The organism is Rhodococcus sp. ARC_M5 (genome assembly GCF_022810405.1).
Lineage (GTDB): Bacteria > Actinomycetota > Actinomycetes > Mycobacteriales > Mycobacteriaceae > Rhodococcoides > Rhodococcoides navarretei.
In genome coordinates this window covers 16,095-38,918 of sequence record NZ_JALGQE010000008.1, presented here as the reverse complement: position 1 = coordinate 38,918, position 22,824 = coordinate 16,095, and the positions used below count along the sequence as shown (strand labels likewise).

Here is a 22,824-nt window from a genome sequence, read left to right as displayed (position 1 = left end):
GTCATTCCTGCAGGCTCCACTCCTGCCCCCGTCAGGACTTCTGGAGGTAGTCGACTCGATCCGATCGCCAGGCCGACCGCATCATCGATGCGATGCCGGGATTGTTCGCCAGCGACGGGTCCCGCGCGAACAGTGACCGCGCACAGTCCTGCGCGTCGGCGATGATGTCCTCGTCGTCGATGAACGACAGCAGCCGCAACCCGCTGACCGTGCCCGACTGCGCAGCTCCGAGAACATCGCCTTCACGACGAGTGGCCAGATCCAGTTTGGCCAACTCGAACCCGTCGTTGGTGGCTGCCACCGCTTCGAGTCGGGCGAAGGAACCGCCCCCAGGGCTGAGGTAGCTGATCATGATGCACAGGCCCTGATGCCCGCCTCGGCCGATCCGGCCGCGCAGCTGATGGAGTTGGCTCACGCCGAAGCGGTCGGCATCCATGATCACCATGACCGTGGCGTTGGGAACGTCGACGCCCACTTCGACCACCGTGGTGCAGACCAGAACGTCGATCTCGCCGGAGTTGAACTCGGACATGGTGATGTCCTTGTCGTCACCCGGCAGCCGACCGTGCAGCAGGCCCACCCGCAGATCGTGCATGGGACCGGTCGAGAGAGTCTCGTACAGGTCCACCGCAGCTGTCGTCTCGGGGCCGTCGTCCGACGTCGCTTTCTTCTTCGTAGCGCCCTTCTTGCCGGTCTCCGAATCCTCGTCGTCGCCGATGCGTGAGCACACCACGTAGGCCTGGCGACCGGCCGCGACCTCCTCGTGAATGCGCTGCCACGCGCGGTCCACCCAACCCGGTTTGCTTCGGGCGGGCACCACGTTGCTGACGATCGGCGATCGGCCGCGAGGTAGTTCGGTCAATACCGAAGTCTCGAGGTCGCCGAGGGTCGACATCGCAATGGTGCGCGGGATGGGTGTTGCCGTCATGACCAGCAGGTGCGGACTGGTGTTCTCACGAGCCTTCGCGCGCAGCGCATCTCGTTGCTCGACGCCGAACCTGTGTTGTTCGTCCACGACCACCATCGCAAGATCGAGGAACTCGACCCGGTCCTCGATCAGCGCGTGCGTGCCGATCACGATGCCCGCGTCACCGGTGACGGCGTCGAGCAGCGCGGACCGCTTGGCCGCAGTGGACATGGAACCGGTCAACAAGGCGACCTTGGTTGCCAGCTCATGCGATCCGAGTTCCCCACCCGCTGCCAGGCTGCCGAGCATCGACCGAATCGACCGTGCGTGCTGGGATGCGAGAACCTCCGTCGGTGCCAGCAACGCACACTGGTGTCCGGCATCGATCACCTGCAGCATTGCCCGCAACGCAACGATCGTCTTTCCTGAGCCCACCTCGCCCTGCAACAGCCGTGACATCGGATGTGGTGCCGACAGGTCGTTGGCGATCTCGGCCGCGACCTCGTGCTGCCCGGCCGTCAACTCGAACGGCAGGCGTCGATCGAACTCGGCGGCGATTCCGTCGGTGATCGGTGGGCAGCGCGCTGCCACCCGGGTGGACGCATCGCGTCGTCGGTCGGCGAGGACGAGCTGGACGGCGAGTGCCTCGTCGAACTTCAACCGCTCCCGCGCGGAGTCCTTGTCCGCCGCAGTGTCCGGGAAGTGAACCGATCGCAGCGCGGTGTCGATGTCGACGAGACCACGCTCGGCGCGTACCGACTCGGGTAGCGGATCGACCACGTCGTCGAGCTGATCCAGCACGTTCCGTACGCAGCGCATGAACGTCCAGCTCTCGACGTCCTTCGCGGCCGGGTAGATGGGCACGAACGCTCTGTCGAAGACCGACATGTCGACCGCACCCGAGGCGTCGACAGATCCGCGAGCGAGTCCGGCAAGCGTCCCTCCGCCGACGATGCGACCTGCGGGTACGACGGCACCGTCGTTGCCGTCGCCACCGAGAATCACGTAACTGGGGTGCGTGAGATTCCACCGCTTGCCGAAGTACTTGACCTTGCCCGAGAACATTCCCCGGCGACCGGGCACGACGACGTGCTTGAGCTTGTGCGGACTGAAGAACGTCGCTTCGATGCGCTGTCCGTCGGCGGCGAGGGTCACGGCGAGGAACTGACCGTTGCGGTTCTTCATCGAACGCAGAGTCGCGGACTCGACCGTGGCGACGATGGTGATGTGCTCGCCCTCGGGCGGCTCCTTCTCCCCCAGCTCCGAACCGTGCGTCATGTATCGGTGTGGATAGTGCCGAAGCAGGTCCTCGACGGTATGTATTCCGAAGACGTCTGCCAGCGGAGTTGCCGCCGCGGCTCCGAGGACGTCGTCGAGTGGGTCCATCAACGTTGCCATTGTCCGAAATTCCTTATTCCACTCCGAATTGCACGAGATCTCCCGGCTGTCCACCTGCGTAGACGACCACGTCGACACCGGGATGCGCGCCCGTCACGTACTCCGCCAGCTGGGCACCGAAGTCCTGCGATGCCTGGGCCCCGACGAGCACCGTCACCATCTCTCCACCGGTGGCCAAGAGCTGATCCAGCAACCGACATCCGGCGTCGAGCGGCCGAGCGGCAACGATCACCACTTCCTGCCCCGCCAGCCCGATGCTGTCCCCCGGCTCGCACATGCCGACCCACGTCAACGAACGCTCGTGGGCGATCCGAAGAGAACCCCACCTCGTCCCCGCAGCTGCCTCGGACATCGTGAACGCATCGTCGACCGCTGCTCTGGCGGCATCATGGACCGCGAGCGCGGCCAAACCCTGCACCATCGCCGAGCACGGCAACATCACCACGTCCTTACCGTCCGCTCGGGCGGCTGCGCCGACGGCAACCAGCTCCTGCGCCGACAACGCGCCGTTCGGCAGCACCAATACCTCGCGATGCTTCATCCCGACGATCGCTCGATGCAGCACCGAGGAGTCGATCGCCTCGTCGCACCGGACCACCGTTGCGCCTTCCTGAACGTAGAGATCTGCGGCACCGTCACCGGCAACCAGTGCCAAAATATCGCGACCCACCGACACTGCTGCTCCGCCGCGAGCGCCGGGGAGCGGCGATTCGGCGAACTCGACCGCACCGAAGCACGAGATACGCACCCCGCGAACATCTCCGGCAGCGATACCGCGATCGACGGCACCGCCCGGATCGGTGGTGTGCACGTGCGCGGACCACGCTCCGGAACCGTCACCGGCGACCACGACCGAGTCTCCGAGGTCTGCCAGAGCTCGGCGCAGTTCCGCCGCCGTCGCGTCGTTCGGACCGTGCACGACGTAGACCACCTCGTACCCGAGCGGGCGTCCCGCCGCATACCCCGACGTCGCCGGCGCACCGCCGCACTCCGAGGTCGGAGTAGACACGTCGGTGCCTGCCTGCCGTTCGGGCTCGCGTGGGCGTCGGTACCGTCGCCGCGGCGGAGTGCGACCGATCACCACCTCCACCAACGCATCGACGATGACCGACAGGCCGAGAGCACCCGCGTCGACCACACCCGCCTCACGGAGGTCGACCAGCTGGTCCGTCGTACTGTCCACAGCGCGGGCCGTGGCCTCGGCTATGTCGACCACCAACGTGGAGAGCGCGACGTTGGCATCGTGAGCCGAGGCCTCACGATCGGCGGCGGCCAGAACGGTGAGCATCGTGCCCTCGACCGGAACGCTGACCGCGTCCGCGACCAGCACTCTCGCGCGGCGCAGCATCGCCTGGATCGACACCGTGTCCAGTGGTCCGTCCGCCGCGGCCTCGGCGACAGCACGCAGCAGCTGGGACACGATCACCCCCGAGTTCCCACGTGCACCCGCAACGGCCCCCACGGCGAGTGCCCGCCCCACCGTGCGGGCGTCGGCATCCGGTCCGGCAGCGCGCATCGACTCGACCGCCGCGCGAAGGGTGAACATCAGATTGGTGCCGGTGTCCGAGTCCGGGATCGGGAACACGTTGAGCGCATCGATCTCGTCGCATCGAGCGGTGAGGGCATCGACGCAGCGGTAAGCCCACCGTCGCAGGGCCCCGGCATCGATCGAATCGAGAACGTCGACCACCTCGAGCAGCCTCCCCCCGCGTGACTTCCGGTACCTCGTCCGCACTCGCGCCCGGACAGTGCCAGAAGCTTAGTCGCGCAGGATCCGTGGCGCGCCGCGCGTGAGCCGTCGCGCAGCGTCTGTCGTGGCAGTTTGGTGATTGCGTGTGACGCCGCTATTCTTGCAGGGTTGCCTCGAGGCGATCTTCACGCATTGCAATCCTTGCATCTGCTCGTAGTTCGTTTCGATGTCTTCGACCACATGTATCGATCAACATCTATCAAGGAGTTCGCGACTATGGCTGCCGTCTGCGACGTATGCGCCAAGGGGCCCGGCTTCGGTAAGTCGGTCTCGCACTCGCACCGACGGACCAACCGTCGTTGGAACCCGAATATCCAGACCGTTCACGCTCAGGTTGCGCCTGGTAACTCCAAGCGCATGAACGTGTGCACCTCCTGCTTGAAGGCAGGCAAGGTGGTCCGGGGCTGATTTCGGCCTCGCTCTTCGATTTCCTCCACGGCTTGTCTCCGCGTGCGAGAACTGTGCCCCGCTCCGTATTCGGAGGCGGGGCACAGTTGTATGTGCTCCCGGATCCGTTCTGTTCTATTACACAACCGGTCGGGACCGTGACGAACATGGCGAATCACGGGCACCGGCCGGTGACACCGGCCGAGCAGTCTCGAACGCATGGCGACCACACGCACACTCCTCGTCACTGCGCTCGCAGCGCTCACGCTCACGGCATGCTCGAACACAGTGCCCGACACGCCGACTGCCGCGCGCTATCTGGCCAGTCAGCCCGACTCGGGGCCGGCCGGCGGTGAGATAGACGACCGGATAGGCCTCGACAACACCGATCTTCCCGCACTGGCCCGTCTCGACCACGGCCTGCTGATGGCGCTGCAGGCTGCTGCCGCCGACGCGAGATCGTCCGGAGTGGATGTGTACGTCACCTCCGGATGGCGTTCCGCGGCGTACCAGCAACGCTTGTTCGACGAGGCCGTGACCCGCTACGGCAGCACCGACGACGCAAGACGCTGGGTGCAGACCCCCAACAATTCCAAGCATGTCACCGGTCGAGCGGTGGATGTCGGACCGACGGATGCCGCCGACTGGATGATCCAACATGGCAGCGACTACGGCCTGTGCCAGACCTACTCCAACGAAATGTGGCACTTCGAGATGGCGACCACTGCCGGCGGTACCTGCCCGGTCCCACTCGACGACCCGTCCGCCGAACGATCGGTGGGCTGACGATGACACGGGTAGAACCGAGGCGACTGGTCGCGTCGCTGGCACTGCTGAACCTGGGAGTTCTCGTCTACTGCCTGTGCGTAATGACGACGACAGGCCAAACGGTGGATCAGAAACTGATGGTGAGCGCCGAATCACTGTCCGGTGACCTCGTCGAGATCTGCGCCGAATTCGTCGACCTCGTCGCACCGGTCTCGGCCGCAGGAACGGTTCTCGTCGCATGTCTGATCATGTTCAGTGGCAACAGGATTGCCCTTTCGCTGCGAGTGGGAATCATGACACTCGGACCGATTGCGACGGCCTGGATTCTCAAGTACTCGCTCGAACGACCGAACCTGGACGGCCTCGTCCAGCACAATTCCTTTCCCAGCGGCACCCTCACCTGCGTCACAGCTGTCGTCTGTGCGGTCTACCTCGCAACCGCTCGCCGCTGGCGGATCGTCGTCGCGATCAACGGAGCACTGCTCGTCCTCGGAACTGCCGTGTCGGTCGTCGTCCTGAAATGGCACCGCCCCAGTGACGCGCTCGGCGCGCTGCTGCTCGTCGGATGCTATGCCCTGGCGGTCTCAGCATTTCCGATCAGGATCTCCGACCCCCGACATTCGACGCTGGCCGACCCCGACAACGAACGTCTCGCGCAGGTGTGAGCCCTGTACCCTTGGCCGATCGCGATTGCCCCTACTACTCAAGGTCTTCGACATGGTGAACATTCTCTTCGTGGAGGACGATCCAGCGGTGGCCGAAGCAATGACGTTGGGGCTGAACCGACTCGGTCACCGCGTCGACCACCGCCCCGACGGCAACGGTGATCTCGACAACGCGCTCACCTCCGCCGAGATCGTCCTGCTCGACCTCGGTCTCCCCGGAGCAGACGGCTACGAGATCTGCCGACGGATCCGCGCGCAGAGTTCGATCCCGATCATCATCCTCACGGCCCGCTCCGATGACATCGACACCGTAGCGGGTCTGGAAGCCGGTGCAGACGACTACGTGGTCAAACCCGCAAGCCCACGAGTCCTGGACGCTCGCATCAAAGCTGTGGTCAGACGATCGACCGACACGACAACCGCCGCGGCAACGGCGGCGGCAATCGTCGAACAGTATCGCGATGTGACCGTCGACCGTTCGTCGCTACAGGTGAGGAAAGGCGGTGCTCTGCTGACGCTGACACCGACCGAGCTTCGGCTCCTGCTCGCCCTGACCGAGAACGTGGGTCACGTGCTCAGCCGAGGCCAATTGTTGTCTGCAGCATGGGATCAGGACTACCTCGGTGACTCCCGAATCGTCGATGCCGCGATCCAGAGACTGCGCGGAAAAATCGAGGACGATCCCGCTGCACCGGCCACCATCGAAACGGTGCGCGGGTTCGGATATCGATTCGATCCCGGTCCGGTTCGTTGATGCGGTCCCGGCTGCGAGTCGCCGGCCTGCGTACCCGACTCGTCCTCGTGTTCATCACCATCGTCGTGATCATCGCCGGCGCAACAGCCGGTGTGGTGTCGTTCATGGCGCGGTCGTGGATCTACTCCAACGCACAGGATGTGGCGACGGCGCAGTTCCGCGACGAGCTCCGGGATGCCGACGGGGCCCAGGTGACCCGAACGACAGCATCCGAACTGATTCAATACTTTCCGTCCGACACGACGTTGCTCGTCGGCGATGACGAAGTACGACGGGGATCCGTCGACCCGACCACGCTCTCCCCCGACTTTCTGGCCGGGGTCGGCAGTCGCGGAATCATCCGTTTCGTCCGACTCGACTCCGAACGGATCATGCTGGCCATGTCGGTCCGTGTGTTCGAGGCGACCGACTCGGACGGCGGCGAAACCCTGGTCACGGCGGTCGCCATTCGGCCGCTCGATGGCGTGCAGGACAAGTTCGACGACCTTCTGCGCGCCGTGGCCCTTACCCTGGCGGGCGGAGTGTTGGTCAGTGGGCTGCTCGGAATGTGGATCGCCTCGACCCTGGTGAGTCCACTGCGACGCATCGATCGGGCCGCTGCCCGCGCCGCCGATGGTGATCTGAGTGTTCGACTCTCCGAAGAGGGCGTGACCGAACTCGCCGAGCTGACGACGACCTTCAACACCATGATCGCCAGAAACGAGACGGTCATTCTGGAGGAGTCGGAAGAGCAGGCGCGCAGGTTCGTCGCCGACGTCTCCCACGAGCTGAGAACTCCACTGGCAGCACTCGTTCCGGTCGGTGAGATACTCCGAGAGGAAATCCCCCAACTGTCGCCCGATGCGGGAGCAGCCGCCCGGATAGTCAGCGGTGAGATCGGGAAGCTCACTCGGCTCGTCGAGGATCTCATCGAGATGTCTCGTCACGACGCACTACAGGCGCGCCTCGTTCTCGACGATGTGGACCTCGTCGAACTCGTTCGACAATCACTGACCCGCCGCGGATGGGGAGAGAGCGTCGAACTACGTGGGCCGGACAGTATCGACGCGACCGTGGATCCGCGACGCATCGACGTGGTGGTCGCCAACCTCGTGGGTAATGCACTTCGTCACGGCGAGCCCCCGGTACGCGTGGAGCTGCACGCTCGTCCCGAGTGGGTGGACGTGTCGGTGGTGGACCACGGGCCCGGGATATCACCGGAGGACAGCCACGCGATCTTTCGTCGGTTCTACAAGGTGGACACCGCTCGTGGCCGCAGCGAGGGCAGCGGCCTCGGACTGTCCCTCGCCGTAGAGAACGTGCGCCTGCACGGCGGCACCATCACCGTCGACCGGGTGGATTCGAGCACGGTATTCAGCGTCCAGCTGCCCCGTCTGCGACCCCGGTAGCGGTCCTGTCAGTGGGCTCGCGCATCCGTGCCCGAGCACGGCGGCCCCACGGCGGAACGGAAGAGTCGGTTAGAGTCCCGAACGTGACTTATTCGGACGCAGACATTTCCAGCAAGGTCAGCATCGAGGACGGTGTACTGAGAATTGTCGTCGCCACCGAGGACGGGGGTGCCTCGCTCGACCTACAGGGCATCGAGGAGGGAACGGCCGCACTTCGGTCCGTCCATTCCGGCACCACCGCGATCGGCAGCGTCCTACTGATCAGCCGCGGACCCAACTTCTGTGCGGGCGGAAACGTACGCGATTTCGCCGGAGCCGCCGACCGCGGCGCTTTCGTCGGATCCGTTGCCGACGCGTTCCATGCTTTCGTCCGCGAGCTGGCCGCGGTCACCGTCCCGGTCGTTGCCGGTGTGCACGGGTGGGCGGCCGGTGCAGGCATGAGCCTGGTCTGCCTCACCGACATCGCGATCGGCGGGCCGTCGACCAAGCTGCGCCCCGCGTACCCCTCGATCGGTTTCACCCCGGACGGCGGCATGTCGTGGACGCTCCCCCGCATCGTCGGTTCGGGACGTGCGATGGACATCCTCCTCAACGACTCGATCATCAACGGAGAGGAAGCGGTTCGCCTCGGGATTCTCAGCAGACTGGTGGGCGACGACATCGTCGACAGCGAGGCCGAGCGCCTCGCCCGAACCCTCGCCATCGGGCCGACATCGGCGTACCAGGGCATCAAGACGCTGCTTGCGAACTCCGAATCGGCAACTCTGACACAGCAATTGGATGCCGAGGCCGCATCGATCTCGGAAGCTGCCTCGTCACCGGCCGGACGTGAAGGCGTCGACGCGTTCGTCGAGAAGCGTCGTCCCGATTTCTCCTGATCCGATCACGGCAGCGATCGATCACGGCAGCGTCCAATCGATCGGCTCGTCACCGCCCTCGACCAACAACTGGTTCACACGACTGAAGGGCTTGGAGCCGAAGAACCCGCGTGATGCGGACAGCGGTGACGGGTGCGCGGACTCGATGTACGGAACCGATCCGAGCATGGGCTTCAGAGTCGCGGCGTCACGTCCCCAGAGGATCGCGACCAGCCCGGTCGCGTCGGGATTCTCGGCACGGGCAACGAGTGCTCGAATTGCCTGATCTGTGACCGCTTCCCATCCCTTCTTCCGGTGCGACGCCGCCTGCCCTGGCTCGACGCTGAGCACCCTGTTGAGCAACATCACACCTCGGTCCGCCCATGGTGTGAGGTCACCGTTGCTCGGCGTGGGTAGACCCAGATCGTCCGAGTACTCCTTGAAGATGTTGTTCAGACTTCGCGGTACCGGCCGCACATCCGGTGCTACGGAAAAGCTCAGCCCCACTGCATGTCCCGGCGTCGGATACGGGTCCTGGCCGACGATGAGCACCCGAACCCGGTCGAAGGGGTAGCGAAACGCCCGTAGTACGTTCTCGCCTGCAGGTAGGTAGTGCCGTCCGGCGGCGAGTTCGGCTCGCAGAAAGTCGCCCATCGCAGCAACATTCGGCTCGACCGGAGCCAGAGCACGCGCCCATCCCGACTCGACACTCTCGGCGAGTGGCCGGGGCGTCACCGGTCGATCCGACGCAGCGCATCGCGGTAGTACGCGGCGTTGGCCGAGTACATCTGCACGTTGATGTCGACATGTCCTTCCGGAACCTGGTAGCCCTCGCGAATCTTCGCGGGTACGCCGAGCGCCATGGAGCGTTCCGGCACAACGAACTTGAACGGCACGACAGCGCCTGCACCGACGATCGAGCCCGCCCCGATCTTCGAGCCGTTCAGCACGACCGAGCCCGACGCGATGAGGCAGTTGTCGCCGATGGTCGCGCCCTCGACATGCGCGTTGTGGCCGAGTACGCACCCGGAACCGATGACCGTTGCGTCTATCGGGGTGCAGTGCACCACAGTTCCGTCCTGCACGTTGGTGCCCTCGCCGACCGAGATGGTGCCGTAGTCGGCTCGCAGAACTGCCGTGGGCCACACCGACGATCCGGCCGCCAAGGTCACCGCCCCGATGACGACCGCGTCGGGATGAACGTAGGCGTCGGGGTGGATGTCGGGTTCTCGATCACCGAGTGCATAGATAGCCATCTCTGCAACTTAGCCGACACGATCGACCCGACCGTGTTCACTCGCTCTCGAAACTCGACCATCCCGACCGACCTGCGTGGACGCGTCCACCGACCGTCACTCGCCCCGCCTGTTCACCGTCCTGGTGCTCGACCCGGCCGATCACCGTCCAGCCCTGCGGAACGGCGGCAGCATCGGGGAAGGTGCCGACGAGGGCATGATCCTCACCGCCGGTGAGTACCCAATCCAGCGGATCGTGCCCCACCTGCGTTGCCGCCGACTGCACTTCATAACCAACCGTCACCAAGGCCGGATCGACATCCAGCCGAACGCCGGACGCCTCTGCGATGTGGCCGAGATCGGCCAACAGCCCGTCGGACACGTCGGTCAGACTGGTCGCACCCGCCTCGGCGGCATCGATCCCGGCGCGATACGGAGGGACGGGCACTCGGTGCGCGTCCACCACGGCGTCGTGGCCGGTTCTGTCCCCGTCCCCGAGCAGTAGTGCCAGTCCTGCCGCCGACCAGCCGAGCCGTCCCGCGTACGCGATCACATCACCGGCCCGCGCTCCCGATCGAAGCACCGGGGCCCGGCCCTGAAGATCGCCGAGCGCAGTGATCGAGATCACCAGTTCCGGCGATTGCACCACATCGCCGCCGACGATGGCCGATCCCGCAGCAACTGCTTCGAGCCACATGCCCTCGTTGAGTCCGTCGGTCACACTCACCGGTGTGTCGGCCGGGCATCCGAGCGAGACGAGAAAGCCCGAGCACTGCGCGCCCATTGCGGCGATGTCCGCGCCGTTCTGCGCTATCGCCTTGCGCCCGATCTGTATCGGACTCGACCAGTCGAGCCGAAAGTGCCTGCCGTGTACCAACATGTCGGTCGACGCCGCGATCCGGCCGTCGGACGCAGCGACGACGGCCGCGTCGTCGCCCGGCCCGACGATGGTCGACGGTGGTTGCACACGGTCTGCGATGGCGCGGGCGATCACGTCGAATTCGCCGACCTGAGCTACGGTGCGCTCGCTGCCGGTGTCCGAGTCGATGACGGTGTCGTCGATGATGTTCCTCCCTGAGAACGCAGTACGTGCGCGACGGTCTCACGCGGAGCACGCGCCGCGCCTGCGGTACCTTTTAGCGGCGGTCGGGACAGTACCGATGCAGCAGGTTACGTGCGAAGAGAACGTAGTCGACTCAACCTACAGTCGAGAAGTCCGGCAGGGGAAAGGGACCACCGATGGTGCAAGCATTCGTTCTCGTTCAGACCGAGGTCGGCCGTGCGACGGCCGTCGCACAGCAGATCGAGGCCGTAGACGGCGTCGTGTCGGCGGAGGCAGTGGTCGGGCCCTACGACGTGATCGCGCGCACCGACGGTGCCTCCGACGCCGAGATCGCCGAGATCGTCTCCCGCATCCAGAAAGTCGATGCCATCACTCGCACCCTCACCTGCCCCGTGGCCCCGCAGTCGACGACGTCCATCGGATAGATCGTGAATTCACCCGACACCGGCAACGACGCCGGCACCGAAGACAGCCCGGCCGAGACCGAGGGCACTCGCGAACAGCGCCATCCTGCAGTCATCGCCACCGCTATCGCGTTACCCGTCGCGCTGGTCGTCGGAGTTCTGGTTGCTGCCATCGCGGTCAACCGGTCACCCGTCCAGGATCCGGTCGCTCTGGGCCCGGTCGATTCCCCCGAAGCCGCGAGTGAGCAGTGCACGACACTGCTCGACGCCTTGCCCGAGAACCTTGGCGACTACACGAGAGCCGAGTTGGCCGACCCGGCCCCGGTCGGAGTCCGCGCGTGGGTCTCGGCCGAGGAGAACGCCGAACCGGTCGTGCTGCGCTGCGGCCTGCCCCGGCCGATCGGGTTCGACGTGGCTGCACCCTTGCAGGTGATCAACGGCGTTCAGTGGTTCGAGGTGTCCGGGGAGGACGACGGGATCGACGCCAGCACATGGTTCGTCGTCGATCGCGGTGTCTACGTCGCGTTGACCATTCCGGGCGACTCGGGCCCCACCCCGTTGCAGGACGCGTCCTCGGCCGTGTCGGACGCGCTGCCCCAACAACCTCTCGACCCGGCGCCGCTGCAGTGAGCGCTGAACCGCAACAGCTCTAACGCAAACCGGTACCGCGGGCGAGGGCGGTGTCGATCAAGGTGGCGATGAGCGTCGGGTAGTCGACGCCGGATTCGGCCCACATCTTGGGGTACATCGAGATCGAGGTGAACCCGGGCATCGTGTTGATCTCGTTGATGACCGGACCGTTCTCGGTGACGAAGAAGTCCACTCGCGCCAGCCCTTGGCAGTCCAGCGCCCGGAAGGCAGCGACGGCGAGTTCCCGAATGCGGTCGCTCGTTGCGTCGTCGAGGGCCGCCGGGATGTCGAACTCGCTGACATCGTCGAGGTACTTGGTGTCGAAGTCGTAGAAAGCATGATCGTCGATGTCCGCGTCGGGAATGCGGATCTCGGCGATGGCGCTCGCCCGCACCGTGCCGTCGGGGAACTCGAGTACCCCGCACTCGACCTCGCGGCCGTGGATCATTCCTTCGACGATCACCTTGGGGTCGTGTTCGCGCGCCGCGGCGATCGCGGTCGGGAGTTGGTCCCATGCAGTGATGCGCGAGATTCCTATGGACGATCCGCCACGGGCCGGTTTGACGAAGGCGGGCAGGCCGATTCGGTCACGCTCGGCGGCCGTCAGGTCGTCGACTGCGCGCCGCAGTACGACCTGACGACCGATCGGCAGTCCCTCCGCACCGAGCAGCTTCTTGGTGAATTCCTTGTCCATCCCCGCGGCACTGGCCAACACACCCGGCCCGACATACGGAACGCCGGCCAACTCGAGCAGGCCCTGCAGGGTGCCGTCCTCGCCGTACGGTCCGTGCAGAACCGGGAACACGACGTCGACGGATGCGAGCACCGTCCCGCCTTCCCCCTCGCCGAGGGCGAGCAGCGCGCCTGCGTGGCCCGGGTCCGTACTGAGCGCAAGCGCTGCTCCGGTCTTGTCCACGGTCGGCAGTACCCGGTCGTGAATGCTCAGCGCATCGATGTCGGAGGAGCCCAGTACCCATTTCCCCTCCGGGGTGATCCCCACGGGAACCACCTCGTACGTGGCCGGATCCAGGTTCTGCAGCACGCTACCTGCCGATACACAGGACACAGCGTGCTCGCTGCTGCGGCCACCGAAGACGACGGCAACTTTGATACGGGGAGTACTCACGATGAGAAACCGTACCGTCGCGACCGGCCGAACGCGGATTCGCCCTGTTGGTCACGAGACCGCGAACACTGGATCACTCGGGCTTGATACGTCTTCCCAGGAGGTGACCGACCGCCTCCGGAACGGACATGCCGCCGTGGCACACGCGGTGCACGGCATCGGTCAGCGGCATCTCGACGTCGTAGCTCTCGGCGAGCGCACGCACCGACGTACAGGATTTGACGCCCTCGGCGACCTGCCCGTGCGCTGCTTCCTGCGCACTCTCGAGGGAGCCACCCGAACCCAGTCGTTCTCCGAACGTGCGATTACGTGAGAGGGGTGACGAGCAGGTGGCAACCAAATCGCCTACGCCGGCCAAACCGGACAGCGTCGACGGCGTGGCACCGAGTGCTACTCCGAGGCGGATGATCTCGGCCAGGCCCCTGGTCATGATCGACGCGAGGGTGTTCTCGCCGTATCCGACGCCGCTGGCCATTCCGCATGCGAGGGCGATCACGTTCTTGCAGGCACCACCGATCTCGGCACCGATGACGTCGGAATTCGTGTACGGCCTGAAATAGCCGGTGGCACAGGACTTCTGAATCTCGAGGGCTCGTTGGGAATCGGAACACGCGATGACAGTGGCGGCCGGCTGGCCCTCGGCTATCGGACGAGCCAGGTTGGGTCCGGACAGACACGCGACCCGGCTGGGATCGGCTCCGGTGACCTGAGCGATCACCTGGCTCATTCGCATGAGCGTTCCCGTCTCGATTCCCTTCGCCAGGGAGAGCAGTGTCGCGTGCGGCGGAATCGACTCGGTCCACGCCTCCAGGTTGGCCCGCAGACTCTGCGACGGCACGGCCAACACCACGATGTCGGCCCCCTCGAGTGCACGAACGGGATCACTCGTCGCGCGGATCGCCGACGGCAGCTCGATTCCAGGCAGGTAGTCCCTGTTCTCGTGGTGGTCGGTGATGGATGCAGCGAGTTCCTCGCGGCGGGCCCACATGGTGACGTCGGTGCCGGCATCGGCCAACACCTTGGCGAATGCGGTTCCCCACGAGCCCGACCCCAGTACCGCTGCTCTGCTCATTGCCGCCAACCCCTCGCTACTTCGCCGATACCCTGTCCACGCGCGCATCACCCTAACTCGCAGACCTGCTCGGGCGGTCGGAGTCGGCACAGATCGGTGACGCTGGCAGGATCGAGCGCCATGGGTGCATCACGAAGTGACGGCGGCGACGCAGTGGCCGCGTCGCCCGACCCCGCCCGCCGCGTCGTCAGGGTTCTGATCGCGGTGAAGGATCTCACCGCTGCGAAGTCGCGCCTGGCGGCGGAGTTCTCGACACTCGATCGGTCACGATTGGTGCTCGCGATGCTCAGCGACACCGTGACGGCGGCGAAGGCGGTGTCGGTGGTGGAATCGGTCACGGTGGTCACCCCCGATCCTCTCGTCGCACGGACCGCGCGCGACATCGGCGCGCGGGTGTTCGATGAACCGACCGGCGATCTCAGTCAGGGACCGGACGAACGCCTCAACCACGCATTCACGGCCGCGGCGCAGGTACTGCGTCACGGTCACGGCGTCGGGGACATCCGCAGGGGTGCGAGCGTCACTGCAGAACACGTCGACATCATCGCCTTGCAAGCCGACCTTCCGGCGATGCGTTCGGCCGAGCTCGCCCAGGCCTACACCGCTGCCCGTCGTGGGGGCAGGTCGCTGGTGGTCGACCATCACGGAACGGGGACCGCGGCACTGATCCTCAAGGACTCCCCCGAGGAACTGGCTCCACTGTTCGGCGGACACTCCGCGCGGCGTCACACCGATTCGGGCGCACAGGAACTCGACGGCTCATGGCCGGGCCTTCGACTGGACGTGGACACCGCCGACGACGTCAGGCGAGCACACCGTCTGGGAGTCGGACCGGCCACCTCGGCCGTGCTGCACTCGCTCGGGTGGAGTGGAGAAGCGTCCGCGACGACTGCGTGAGGAGGGCGGACAACGGCGCGTGCCGGTGAACACGGCACCGAGTTCGGCCATCGGAGTTTCACCGACGCCGGGTATGGGGGATGATCGTGCGGTGAGCAAAGAAGACGCGCAGCCAGCGATGGAAGATCCGCCGATCGAAACCGGAAAGGGCACCGGTTCGGAGACGGCGTGGAGCGCTCCGATCGCGTCTACGATGCCCGACATCCCCCAGGCGCTACCGGCTGCCACACCGGAGTCCGTCGATGCCGCCACTGTTCTCCCCGAAAATCGCTATCTCAACCGAGAATTGAGCTGGCTCGATTTCAACTCGCGTGTCCTTGCGCTCGCCCAGGACTCGTCGCTGCCCCTGCTCGAGCGCGCGAAGTTTCTCGCCATCTACGCGTCCAATCTCGACGAGTTCTACATGGTTCGGGTTGCCGGCCTCAAACGCCGCGACGAAACCGGCCTGTCGGTTCGGTCAGCCGACGGGATGACCCCTCGTGAGCAGCTCGCGGTGATCGGTCAACGCACCCAGGAGCTCGCGCTCAAACATGCGCGAGTGCTGTTGGATTCGATCCTGCCCGAGCTCACCGCCGAGGGCATCGCGATCATCCGGTGGTCCGACTTGGACAGCGACGAGCGCACGCGGCTTTCGGAGTATTTCACCGAGCAGGTCTTTCCGGTTCTGACGCCGCTGGCCGTCGACCCGGCTCACCCTTTTCCGTACATCAGTGGCTTGAGCCTCAATCTCGCTGTGACGGTGAAGGATTACTCCACAACGGGCGAGCACTTCGCCCGCGTGAAGGTTCCCGACAACGTCGATCGCTTCGTGCGGGTCAAGCGCGGCGAGGGCAATCACCGCATCGACGCCTTCCTCTCGATGGAGGAATTGATCTCGGCGCACCTCGACGTGCTCTTCCCCGGCATGGAGGTCGTCGAGTCTCACGCGTTCCGCATCACGCGCAACGCCGATTTCGAGGTCGAGGAAGACCGCGACGAGGACCTTCTGCAGGCCCTGGAGCGCGAGCTCGCGCGCAGGCGATTCGGATCGCCCGTCCGCCTCGAGATCGCCGACGACATGACCGAGCACATGCTCGAATTGCTGCTTCGTGAACTCGATGTCGATCCAGGAGACGTCATTCAGGTTCCCGGACTGCTCGACCTGTCGTGCCTGTGGCAGGTCTACGGTGTCGACCGCCCCAACCTCAAGGATGCCCCCTTCGTCCCGGCGACTCACGCGGCCTTCGGTGAGCGCGAGACACCCAAGAGCGTCTTCTCCACCCTGCGCGACGGCGACGTCCTGGTACATCATCCGTACGATTCCTTCTCCACCAGCGTGCAACGCTTCATCGAGCAAGCAGCGGCCGACCCGCAAGTACTCGCCATCAAGCAGACGCTCTATCGAACCTCGGGTGATTCCCCGATCGTCAACGCGCTCGTCGATGCTGCCGGAGCGGGCAAGCAGGTCGTTGCACTGGTCGAGATCAAGGCGCGATTCGACGAACAGGCCAACATCGAGTGGGCACGCAAGCTCGAAAAGGCGGGGGTGCACGTGGTGTACGGCCTCGTCGGCCTCAAGACGCACTGCAAGACCTGCCTGGTCGTACGCAGAGAGGGGTCCGTCATCCGTCGGTACTGCCACATCGGTACCGGCAACTACAACCCCAAGACAGCGCGAATCTACGAGGATGTAGGCCTGCTGACGTCATCGCCCGAGATCGGGGCCGACCTCACCGATCTGTTCAACTCGCTCACCGGATACTCGCGAAAGTCCAAGTACCGCAACCTTCTCGTTGCTCCGTACGGAGTGCGCCGCGGGATCGTCGAGCGCATCGAGGCCGAGGTCGAACACCTCAAGGACGGCCGTGCGGCCGGAATTCGCCTCAAGGCCAACGCCTTGGTCGACGAGCAGGTCATCGACGCGCTCTACCGAGCGTCGATGGCAGGAGTTCCGGTGAAGGTGGTGGTGCGCGGAATCTGCGCACTCAAGCCAGGAGTTCCCGGTCTGTCGGAGAACATCGAGGTTCGTTCCATCCTCGGCCGATTCCTGGAGCACTCCCGAGTTCTGCACTTCCAGGGTGCCGACGAATTCTGGATCGGTAGCGCAGACATGATGCACCGCAACCTCGATCGTCGAGTCGAGGTGATGGCGCAGGTCAAGGATCCGCGACTGGCGAATCAACTGGGCGACATCTTCGATTCGGCGCTCGATCCCACCACGCGGTGCTGGGAGTTGGGACCGGACGGCGGCTGGGTCGCGTCTCCGGCTCGGGGTGAAAAGGTTCGTGAGCATCAGGTGGACCTGATGCGCAGTCGGAGGAATCAGGCGTCTTGATGGGCGCTTCCGACGGCTCTCCCCGCGCCAATATCTTTGCGGCGGGCTCGATCTTGTGGCGACGTTCACCGAGCGCCGACTCGGCCGTCGAGGTCGCATTGGTCCACCGGCCGAAGTACGACGACTGGTCGTTCCCCAAGGGGAAGCTCGATCCCGGTGAAACAGCCGTCGACGCCGCGGTCCGAGAGGTCAAGGAAGAGACCGGATTCGAATCTCGACTCGGACGGTCACTGTCCTACGTGACGTATCCGATCCCTGGGCACCGACGGGTCAAGAAAGTCCTGTACTGGGCCGCCGAGGTCACCGGCGGCGAGTTCGTCCCCAATGCCGAGGTGGACGAACTGCGTTGGATCGCACCGGAGGCCGTCGGTCGCGAACTCTCGTATCCCATGGACCACAAGATCCTTCGTCGGTTCGTGGCCAAGCCCGCCGACACCTCGACCGTGCTGTTGGTTCGGCACGGCAGCGCGGGATCGCGGTCGAGGTTCAAGGGCAACGACGTCGATCGCCCTCTCGACAAGACCGGACGACGGCAGGCCGAATCGTTGGTCGCGTTGCTCCGCGCCTTCGGCGGTGATGCTGTGTACGCAGCCGACCGCGCGCGATGCGTCCAGACGGTCGCCCCCTTCGCAGAATCGTTGGGAGTGGACATCCTTCCCGAGCATCTGTTGTCCGAGGAGGGGTACGCCGATGACCCACGCAAAGGCCGTCATCGCGCACGAGAGATCGCCGAACTACCCGGCACCCCGGTGGTCTGCAGCCAAGGCAAGGTGATCCCGGACCTGATGCGCTGGTGGGCAGACAAGGACGGAATCACGTTGCCTGCCAACAGAAATCGCAAGGGAAGCGTGTGGGTGCTCTCGCGTCACGACGGCAGGCTCGTGTCGGCCGACCACATCGCCAGTCCCCTACCCACCCTCACTGCGGACGGCTGAACGCGCAGGCACGAACCGCAGAATGGCCCCCGACTCGATTCTCGAGTCGGGGGCCATTCTGACGACTTCACAGCCGCACTGCCGTATTCACCGCTGTGTCGAAGCGGTGGGAGCAGGCAGGCTCTACTTCTTGGCTGCGCGCTTTGCCGGAGCCTTCTTCGCGGGAGCCTTCTTGGCCGGGGCCTTCTTGGCGACGGTCTTCTTCGCTGCCGTTTTCGCCGGAGCCTTCTTGGCGGGGGCAGCAGTCGTTGCAGCCTTGCGCGCTGTCGTCTTGGCCGGAGCCTTCTTGGCAGCTGCCGCGGTGGTCTTGCGCACGGTGGTCTTGGCCGGTGCCGCCTTCTTGGCGGCGGTCTTGGCCGGTGCAGCCTTCTTGGCAGCCGTCTTGGCCGGAGCAGCCTTCTTGGCAGCTGCGGTGGTTGCCTTACGGGCAGTCGACTTCACGGCCGCCTTCTTGGCAGCCGTCTTCTTCGCAGCGGCAGTCTTCTTGGCCGGAGCCGCAGCCGAACCGCGCTTCACGGCAGGACCGCTGGCGGGCAGCTTCTGTCCGCCGGCGATGACAGCCTTGAACTGAGCACCCGGACGGAATGCCGGAACATTGGTCGGCTTCACGCGAACGGTCTCACCGGTGCGGGGGTTGCGGGCGACACGCGCTGCGCGACGACGCTGTTCGAACACGCCGAAGCCCGTGATCGTGACGCTCTCGCCGCGGTGCACTGCGCGCACGATGGTGTCGACGATGTTCTCGACAGCCTCTGTGGCGCTCCGCCTGTCAGACCCCAACTTCTCGGTCAGGGCGTCGATCAGCTCTGCCTTGTTCATGGATTTCCTCCGCTATATTGTGGCCCATCGTCGGACCGACTACTACAACGGTAAACCCCAAGTCGTCAAGAGTCTATGCGCCACGCCAATTTTCATTCCGGCGTCGCGGAATGCTTCACGGCCGCAAAGCGTGTCGGACCCCCACCCGGTCAGCTTTCGGAGGGCGTCTCGATCCGCGCCGGAAGCGTCAGGGGTTTGTATGAAGGCCTTGACTTTTCGTACTCCGTAATGGCCTCTACCTGGCGTAATGTCAATCCGATGTCGTCCAGACCTTCCAGCAGACGCCACCTCGTGTAGTCGTCAATCGCGAAGCGCACCACCAAGGTTCCAGCCGTGACGGTCTTGTCGACGAGGTCGACGATTATCTCCAGACCGGGCTGTTCTTCTAAGGCTTTCCACAGCAATTCGACGTCCGATTGCTCGACCTCGGCCGCCACCAAGCCGGCTTTGCCCATGTTTCCGCGGAAGATATCGGCAAATCTGGATGCGATGACGACCCTGAAACCGAAGTCCGACAGCGCCCAGACAGCGTGCTCGCGTGACGATCCCGTGCCGAAGTCCGGCCCGGCAACGAGAACCGATCCACGGTCGTAGGGCTCGAGGTTCAAGATGAAGTTCGGATCGGATCGCCAACCGGCGAACAACCCGTCCTCGAATCCGGTGCGGGTCACTCGTTTGAGATAGACCGCCGGAATGATCTGATCCGTGTCGACATTGGACCGCCGGAGCGGAACGCCGATGCCTTTGTGTCGAGTGAAAGCTTCCATCGAAATTTCTCCTGTGAGTTCGATCGATCCGGGCGGGGGACTCGCTGCTACGCGAGATCCGCCGGAGAGGACAGGGTTCCGCGAACTGCAGTGGCCGCCGCGACCAAAGGCGACACGAGGTGAGTGCGACCGCCCTTGCCCTGACGTCCCTCGAAATTGCGGTTTGACGTAGACGCCGAACGTTCTCCCGAAGTGAGCTGATCGGGGTTCATCCCCAGACACATCGAGCAGCCGGCCTGCCGCCACTCGGCCCCTGCTGCGGTGAAGATCTCACCGAGCCCTTCCTCTTCGGCCTGCGCGCGCACCCGCATCGACCCGGGTACCACCAGCATTCGCACGCCGTCTGCGACGCGACGCCCCTCGAGGACGGACGCCACTGCGCGAAGATCCTCGATGCGGCCGTTGGTGCAGGAGCCCACGAACACGGTGTCGACGGAAATCTCGCGGATCGGTGTCCCTGCTTCGAGACCCATGTACTGCAAGGCCTTCTGGGCCGACACACGCTCGCCCTCGTCCAGCATGGCCTCCGGATCGGGCACGGTGTCCCCCAACGGGGCACCTTGACCCGGGTTCGTCCCCCAGGTGACGAACGGCGTCAGGGTGCTCGCATCGATGTGTACCTCGTTGTCGAACACCGCATCCGCGTCGGTCGCCAGTTCGTTCCACGCGGCCACCGCAGCATCCCACTCCGCCCCCTGGGGCGCGTGTGGCCGTCCCTTCAAATATTCGTACGTGATCTCGTCGGGTGCGATCATGCCCGCGCGCGCCCCGGCCTCGATCGACATGTTGCAGATGGTCATTCGGGCTTCCATCGACAACTTGCGGATGGCCTCACCGCGATACTCGAGCACGTATCCCTGACCGCCTCCGGTGCCGATCTTGGCGATCACCGCGAGAATCAGATCCTTGCTCGTCACGCCCGGAGCCAATTCTCCGTCGACGGTGATGGCCATGGTCTTGAACGGTCGCAGAGACAGAGTCTGGGTCGCCATCACATGCTCGACCTCGCTGGTGCCGATTCCCATTGCGATCGAACCGAATGCGCCGTGCGTCGAGGTGTGACTGTCTCCGCACACGATCGTCATACCCGGCTGGGTCAGACCGAGCTGCGGGCCGATGATGTGGACGATGCCCTGATCGAGATCTCCCATCGGGTACAACCGAACTCCGAACTCCTCGCAGTTGCGGCGAAGGGTGTCGACCTGGGTGCGTGAGACGAGATCGGCGATGGGCGCGAAGATGTCGGCCGTCGGGACGTTGTGGTCCTCCGTTGCGATCGTCAGGTCCGGGCGTCGAAGCTCGCGGCCGGCCAACCGCAGACCATCGAATGCCTGCGGGCTGGTGACCTCGTGCACGAGGTGCAGATCGATGTAGATCAGATCCGGCTCACGTGCACCGCCTTCTCCCCCACCGGGGACGACCACATGTTGGTCCCATACCTTCTCCGCCAGCGTCTTCGGCGCTTGCGCCACAGACGCATCGGATTTCGTCGTTTCGGACATCGCTGTCGCAGACCTCGTCTTCCCTGTCGTCGCGCCGGCGGACGGGCTGGTCCACCTCGCGTGATCGTCTCGCCATCATCCCCCGCGGCACGCTGGACTTCTCGCAGTTGTGCAATCTCAGCATTCGGGAGGCTAATATCGTTCTATGAGACAGCATAGCCTGGGCGGCCTCGTCGACAAATCGAGTGGCATCGGCGTACTCGACAAGGCGATGGCAGTGCTGCACGCGGTGGCCGAGAAGCCATGCAATCTGGGCGACCTGTGCGCTCGAACCGGCCTGCCCCGCGCCACCGCCCACCGCCTCGCTGTCGGCCTCGAGTCCCACAGACTTCTCGTTCGCGATGCCGACGGCCTGTGGCGCACCGGTCCGGCACTCGGGGAACTGGCGGCCAGCGCGTCTGACGCGTTACTCGAGGCCGCCGCATCGGTACTGCCTCGGCTTCGCGAAATCACCGGCGAGAGCGTGCAGATCTACCGCCGCGAGGGGACCGTACGCGTCTGTGTCGCATCCATGGAGCCCCCGACCGGTCTCCGAGATACCGTGCTCGTCGGTGCCCGGCTACCCATGACAGCCGGCTCCGGTGCCAAAGTGCTTCTTGCGTGGGCAGATTCGCAGACCCAACGCACAGTGCTGCCGGACGCCGAATTCGGCGAACGGGTCCTGCTGGAGATCCGCAGGCGAGGGTGGGCACAGAGCGCAGGTGAACGTGAGCCGGGCGTCGCCAGCGTCGCCGCGCCGGTGCGCGACAGCAACGACACTGTGGTGGCCGCGATCTCGGTGTCCGGCCCGATCGACCGCATCGGACGCAAGCCGGGCGCACGCTGGGCAGCAGACCTGCTCGCCGCAGCCGACGCGCTGCACAAGCGCCTCTGAGCACCGCACCGAGGCCGATCGACTGCAGCACGAAAAAACCGGCTGAAGAGGCCGCGGAAGTGGAGTACGTTCGTCTCGAACGGCCCACCCGGCCGGTCGCCGACTGCGAGGAGTGCCCCATGTCAGAATCCGGCAGCGAAGAATTGAAGAAGAAGTTCCGCGAGGTTCTCGAACAGAAGAACAGCAGATCGCACAATTCCGTCGATCACAAGGACGGTGGCCCCAAGGTGAACAACGTCCACGGTCCGGCCGATCACCAGAAGATGTTCCGTCGCAAGAGCGTCTGACGCGAAGCGAGACCACCGCACAGCC

The 22,824-nt window shown here is 65.1% G+C and carries 23 protein-coding genes; 13 read left to right on the top strand and 10 right to left on the bottom strand.

Features of this window, described 5'->3' with window-relative positions; translation table 11 throughout:
* Positions 1-31 precede the first annotated feature (31 nt).
* Complete coding sequence (gene recG, locus MTX34_RS14110; RefSeq protein WP_243609782.1) at positions 32-2,305, bottom strand: ATP-dependent DNA helicase RecG; 2,274 nt, start codon at positions 2,303-2,305, stop codon at positions 32-34.
* Positions 2,306-2,318: 13 nt separating this feature from the next.
* Positions 2,319-3,995 (bottom strand): DAK2 domain-containing protein, encoded by a 1,677-nt coding sequence (locus MTX34_RS14105; protein ID WP_243609781.1) that lies wholly within the window; start codon positions 3,993-3,995, stop codon positions 2,319-2,321.
* Between the two features lie 276 nt (positions 3,996-4,271).
* Between MTX34_RS14105 and rpmB the strand changes: the two genes are divergently transcribed.
* The 6 genes from rpmB (at position 4,272) to MTX34_RS14075 (ending at position 8,895) form a co-directional block, all read left to right on the top strand.
* Positions 4,272-4,463 carry a 50S ribosomal protein L28 gene (gene rpmB, locus MTX34_RS14100; protein WP_008717389.1) on the top strand — a complete coding sequence of 64 codons (192 nt, stop codon included), beginning with the start codon at positions 4,272-4,274 and terminating at the stop codon, positions 4,461-4,463.
* Between the two features lie 198 nt (positions 4,464-4,661).
* Positions 4,662-5,228 (top strand): M15 family metallopeptidase, encoded by a 567-nt coding sequence (locus MTX34_RS14095; protein ID WP_243609780.1) that lies wholly within the window; start codon positions 4,662-4,664, stop codon positions 5,226-5,228.
* Between the two features lie 2 nt (positions 5,229-5,230).
* Positions 5,231-5,875: a phosphatase PAP2 family protein gene (locus MTX34_RS14090; RefSeq protein ID WP_243593400.1), complete on the top strand. Its 645-nt coding sequence runs from the start codon at positions 5,231-5,233 to the stop codon at positions 5,873-5,875.
* Between the two features lie 52 nt (positions 5,876-5,927).
* Positions 5,928-6,629 (top strand): response regulator transcription factor, encoded by a 702-nt coding sequence (locus MTX34_RS14085; protein ID WP_243593401.1) that lies wholly within the window; start codon positions 5,928-5,930, stop codon positions 6,627-6,629.
* Positions 6,629-8,017 carry a HAMP domain-containing sensor histidine kinase gene (locus MTX34_RS14080; protein WP_243609779.1) on the top strand — a complete coding sequence of 463 codons (1,389 nt, stop codon included), beginning with the start codon at positions 6,629-6,631 and terminating at the stop codon, positions 8,015-8,017. The genes MTX34_RS14085 and MTX34_RS14080 overlap by 1 nt, the downstream gene beginning before the upstream one ends.
* A gap of 83 nt (positions 8,018-8,100) precedes the next feature.
* Positions 8,101-8,895, top strand: a complete 795-nt coding sequence (locus MTX34_RS14075; protein WP_243609778.1) for an enoyl-CoA hydratase/isomerase family protein — start codon at positions 8,101-8,103, stop codon at positions 8,893-8,895.
* A 21-nt stretch (positions 8,896-8,916) separates the two neighbouring features.
* On the opposite strand, the gene MTX34_RS14070 is transcribed toward MTX34_RS14075, so the two are convergent.
* The 3 genes from MTX34_RS14070 to MTX34_RS14060 are packed head-to-tail and all read right to left on the bottom strand — an operon-like array spanning position 8,917 to position 11,103.
* Positions 8,917-9,609 carry a uracil-DNA glycosylase gene (locus MTX34_RS14070; RefSeq protein WP_243609777.1) on the bottom strand — a complete coding sequence of 231 codons (693 nt, stop codon included), beginning with the start codon at positions 9,607-9,609 and terminating at the stop codon, positions 8,917-8,919.
* Positions 9,606-10,130, bottom strand: coding sequence for a gamma carbonic anhydrase family protein (locus MTX34_RS14065; RefSeq protein WP_243593405.1), 525 nt, complete (start codon positions 10,128-10,130; stop codon positions 9,606-9,608). The genes MTX34_RS14070 and MTX34_RS14065 overlap by 4 nt, the downstream gene beginning before the upstream one ends.
* A gap of 37 nt (positions 10,131-10,167) precedes the next feature.
* Entirely contained in the window at positions 10,168-11,103 is a 936-nt protein-coding gene (locus MTX34_RS14060) for a thiamine-phosphate kinase (RefSeq protein ID WP_243609776.1), read from the bottom strand.
* 245 nt (positions 11,104-11,348) lie between these two features.
* Between MTX34_RS14060 and MTX34_RS14055 the strand changes: the two genes are divergently transcribed.
* Entirely contained in the window at positions 11,349-11,597 is a 249-nt protein-coding gene (locus MTX34_RS14055; RefSeq protein WP_243593406.1) for an Lrp/AsnC ligand binding domain-containing protein, read from the top strand.
* A 3-nt stretch (positions 11,598-11,600) separates the two neighbouring features.
* Positions 11,601-12,206 carry a DUF3515 domain-containing protein gene (locus MTX34_RS14050; RefSeq protein ID WP_243609775.1) on the top strand — a complete coding sequence of 202 codons (606 nt, stop codon included), beginning with the start codon at positions 11,601-11,603 and terminating at the stop codon, positions 12,204-12,206.
* Positions 12,207-12,225: 19 nt separating this feature from the next.
* Here the strand turns inward: MTX34_RS14050 and MTX34_RS14045 are convergent, their stop codons facing one another.
* Complete coding sequence (locus tag MTX34_RS14045; RefSeq protein WP_243593408.1) at positions 12,226-13,332, bottom strand: D-alanine--D-alanine ligase family protein; 1,107 nt, start codon at positions 13,330-13,332, stop codon at positions 12,226-12,228.
* Between the two features lie 73 nt (positions 13,333-13,405).
* Positions 13,406-14,404 (bottom strand): NAD(P)H-dependent glycerol-3-phosphate dehydrogenase, encoded by a 999-nt coding sequence (locus MTX34_RS14040; RefSeq protein WP_243593409.1) that lies wholly within the window; start codon positions 14,402-14,404, stop codon positions 13,406-13,408.
* A gap of 120 nt (positions 14,405-14,524) precedes the next feature.
* Between MTX34_RS14040 and cofC the strand changes: the two genes are divergently transcribed.
* The 3 genes from cofC (at position 14,525) to MTX34_RS14025 (ending at position 18,550) form a co-directional block, all read left to right on the top strand.
* On the top strand, positions 14,525-15,301 hold the full coding sequence (gene cofC / locus MTX34_RS14035) for a 2-phospho-L-lactate guanylyltransferase (protein ID WP_243609774.1): 777 nt from the start codon (positions 14,525-14,527) through the stop codon (positions 15,299-15,301).
* Between the two features lie 193 nt (positions 15,302-15,494).
* The gene (locus MTX34_RS14030) at positions 15,495-17,615 is read left to right on the top strand and encodes an RNA degradosome polyphosphate kinase (RefSeq protein WP_243593629.1); all 2,121 of its coding nucleotides are present in this window, start codon (positions 15,495-15,497) and stop codon (positions 17,613-17,615) included.
* Entirely contained in the window at positions 17,615-18,550 is a 936-nt protein-coding gene (locus MTX34_RS14025; RefSeq protein ID WP_243593411.1) for an NUDIX hydrolase, read from the top strand. Before MTX34_RS14030 ends, MTX34_RS14025 begins: the two co-directional genes overlap by 1 nt.
* Before the next feature lie 123 nt (positions 18,551-18,673).
* Here the strand turns inward: MTX34_RS14025 and MTX34_RS14020 are convergent, their stop codons facing one another.
* From MTX34_RS14020 to leuC, 3 genes are all read right to left on the bottom strand, one after another.
* Positions 18,674-19,369: an HU family DNA-binding protein gene (locus tag MTX34_RS14020; protein ID WP_243609773.1), complete on the bottom strand. Its 696-nt coding sequence runs from the start codon at positions 19,367-19,369 to the stop codon at positions 18,674-18,676.
* A 149-nt stretch (positions 19,370-19,518) separates the two neighbouring features.
* Positions 19,519-20,136: a 3-isopropylmalate dehydratase small subunit gene (gene leuD, locus MTX34_RS14015; RefSeq protein WP_243593413.1), complete on the bottom strand. Its 618-nt coding sequence runs from the start codon at positions 20,134-20,136 to the stop codon at positions 19,519-19,521.
* A gap of 47 nt (positions 20,137-20,183) precedes the next feature.
* Complete coding sequence (gene leuC / locus MTX34_RS14010) at positions 20,184-21,638, bottom strand: 3-isopropylmalate dehydratase large subunit (protein ID WP_243609772.1); 1,455 nt, start codon at positions 21,636-21,638, stop codon at positions 20,184-20,186.
* Positions 21,639-21,783: 145 nt separating this feature from the next.
* Here leuC and MTX34_RS14005 point away from each other — a divergent pair, with 145 nt between their 5' ends.
* Together MTX34_RS14005 and MTX34_RS14000 are read left to right on the top strand one after the other, a co-directional pair.
* Positions 21,784-22,512, top strand: a complete 729-nt coding sequence (locus MTX34_RS14005) for an IclR family transcriptional regulator (RefSeq protein WP_243593415.1) — start codon at positions 21,784-21,786, stop codon at positions 22,510-22,512.
* A 119-nt stretch (positions 22,513-22,631) separates the two neighbouring features.
* Positions 22,632-22,799: a DUF5302 domain-containing protein gene (locus tag MTX34_RS14000; RefSeq protein ID WP_243609771.1), complete on the top strand. Its 168-nt coding sequence runs from the start codon at positions 22,632-22,634 to the stop codon at positions 22,797-22,799.
* Positions 22,800-22,824 lie beyond the last annotated feature (25 nt).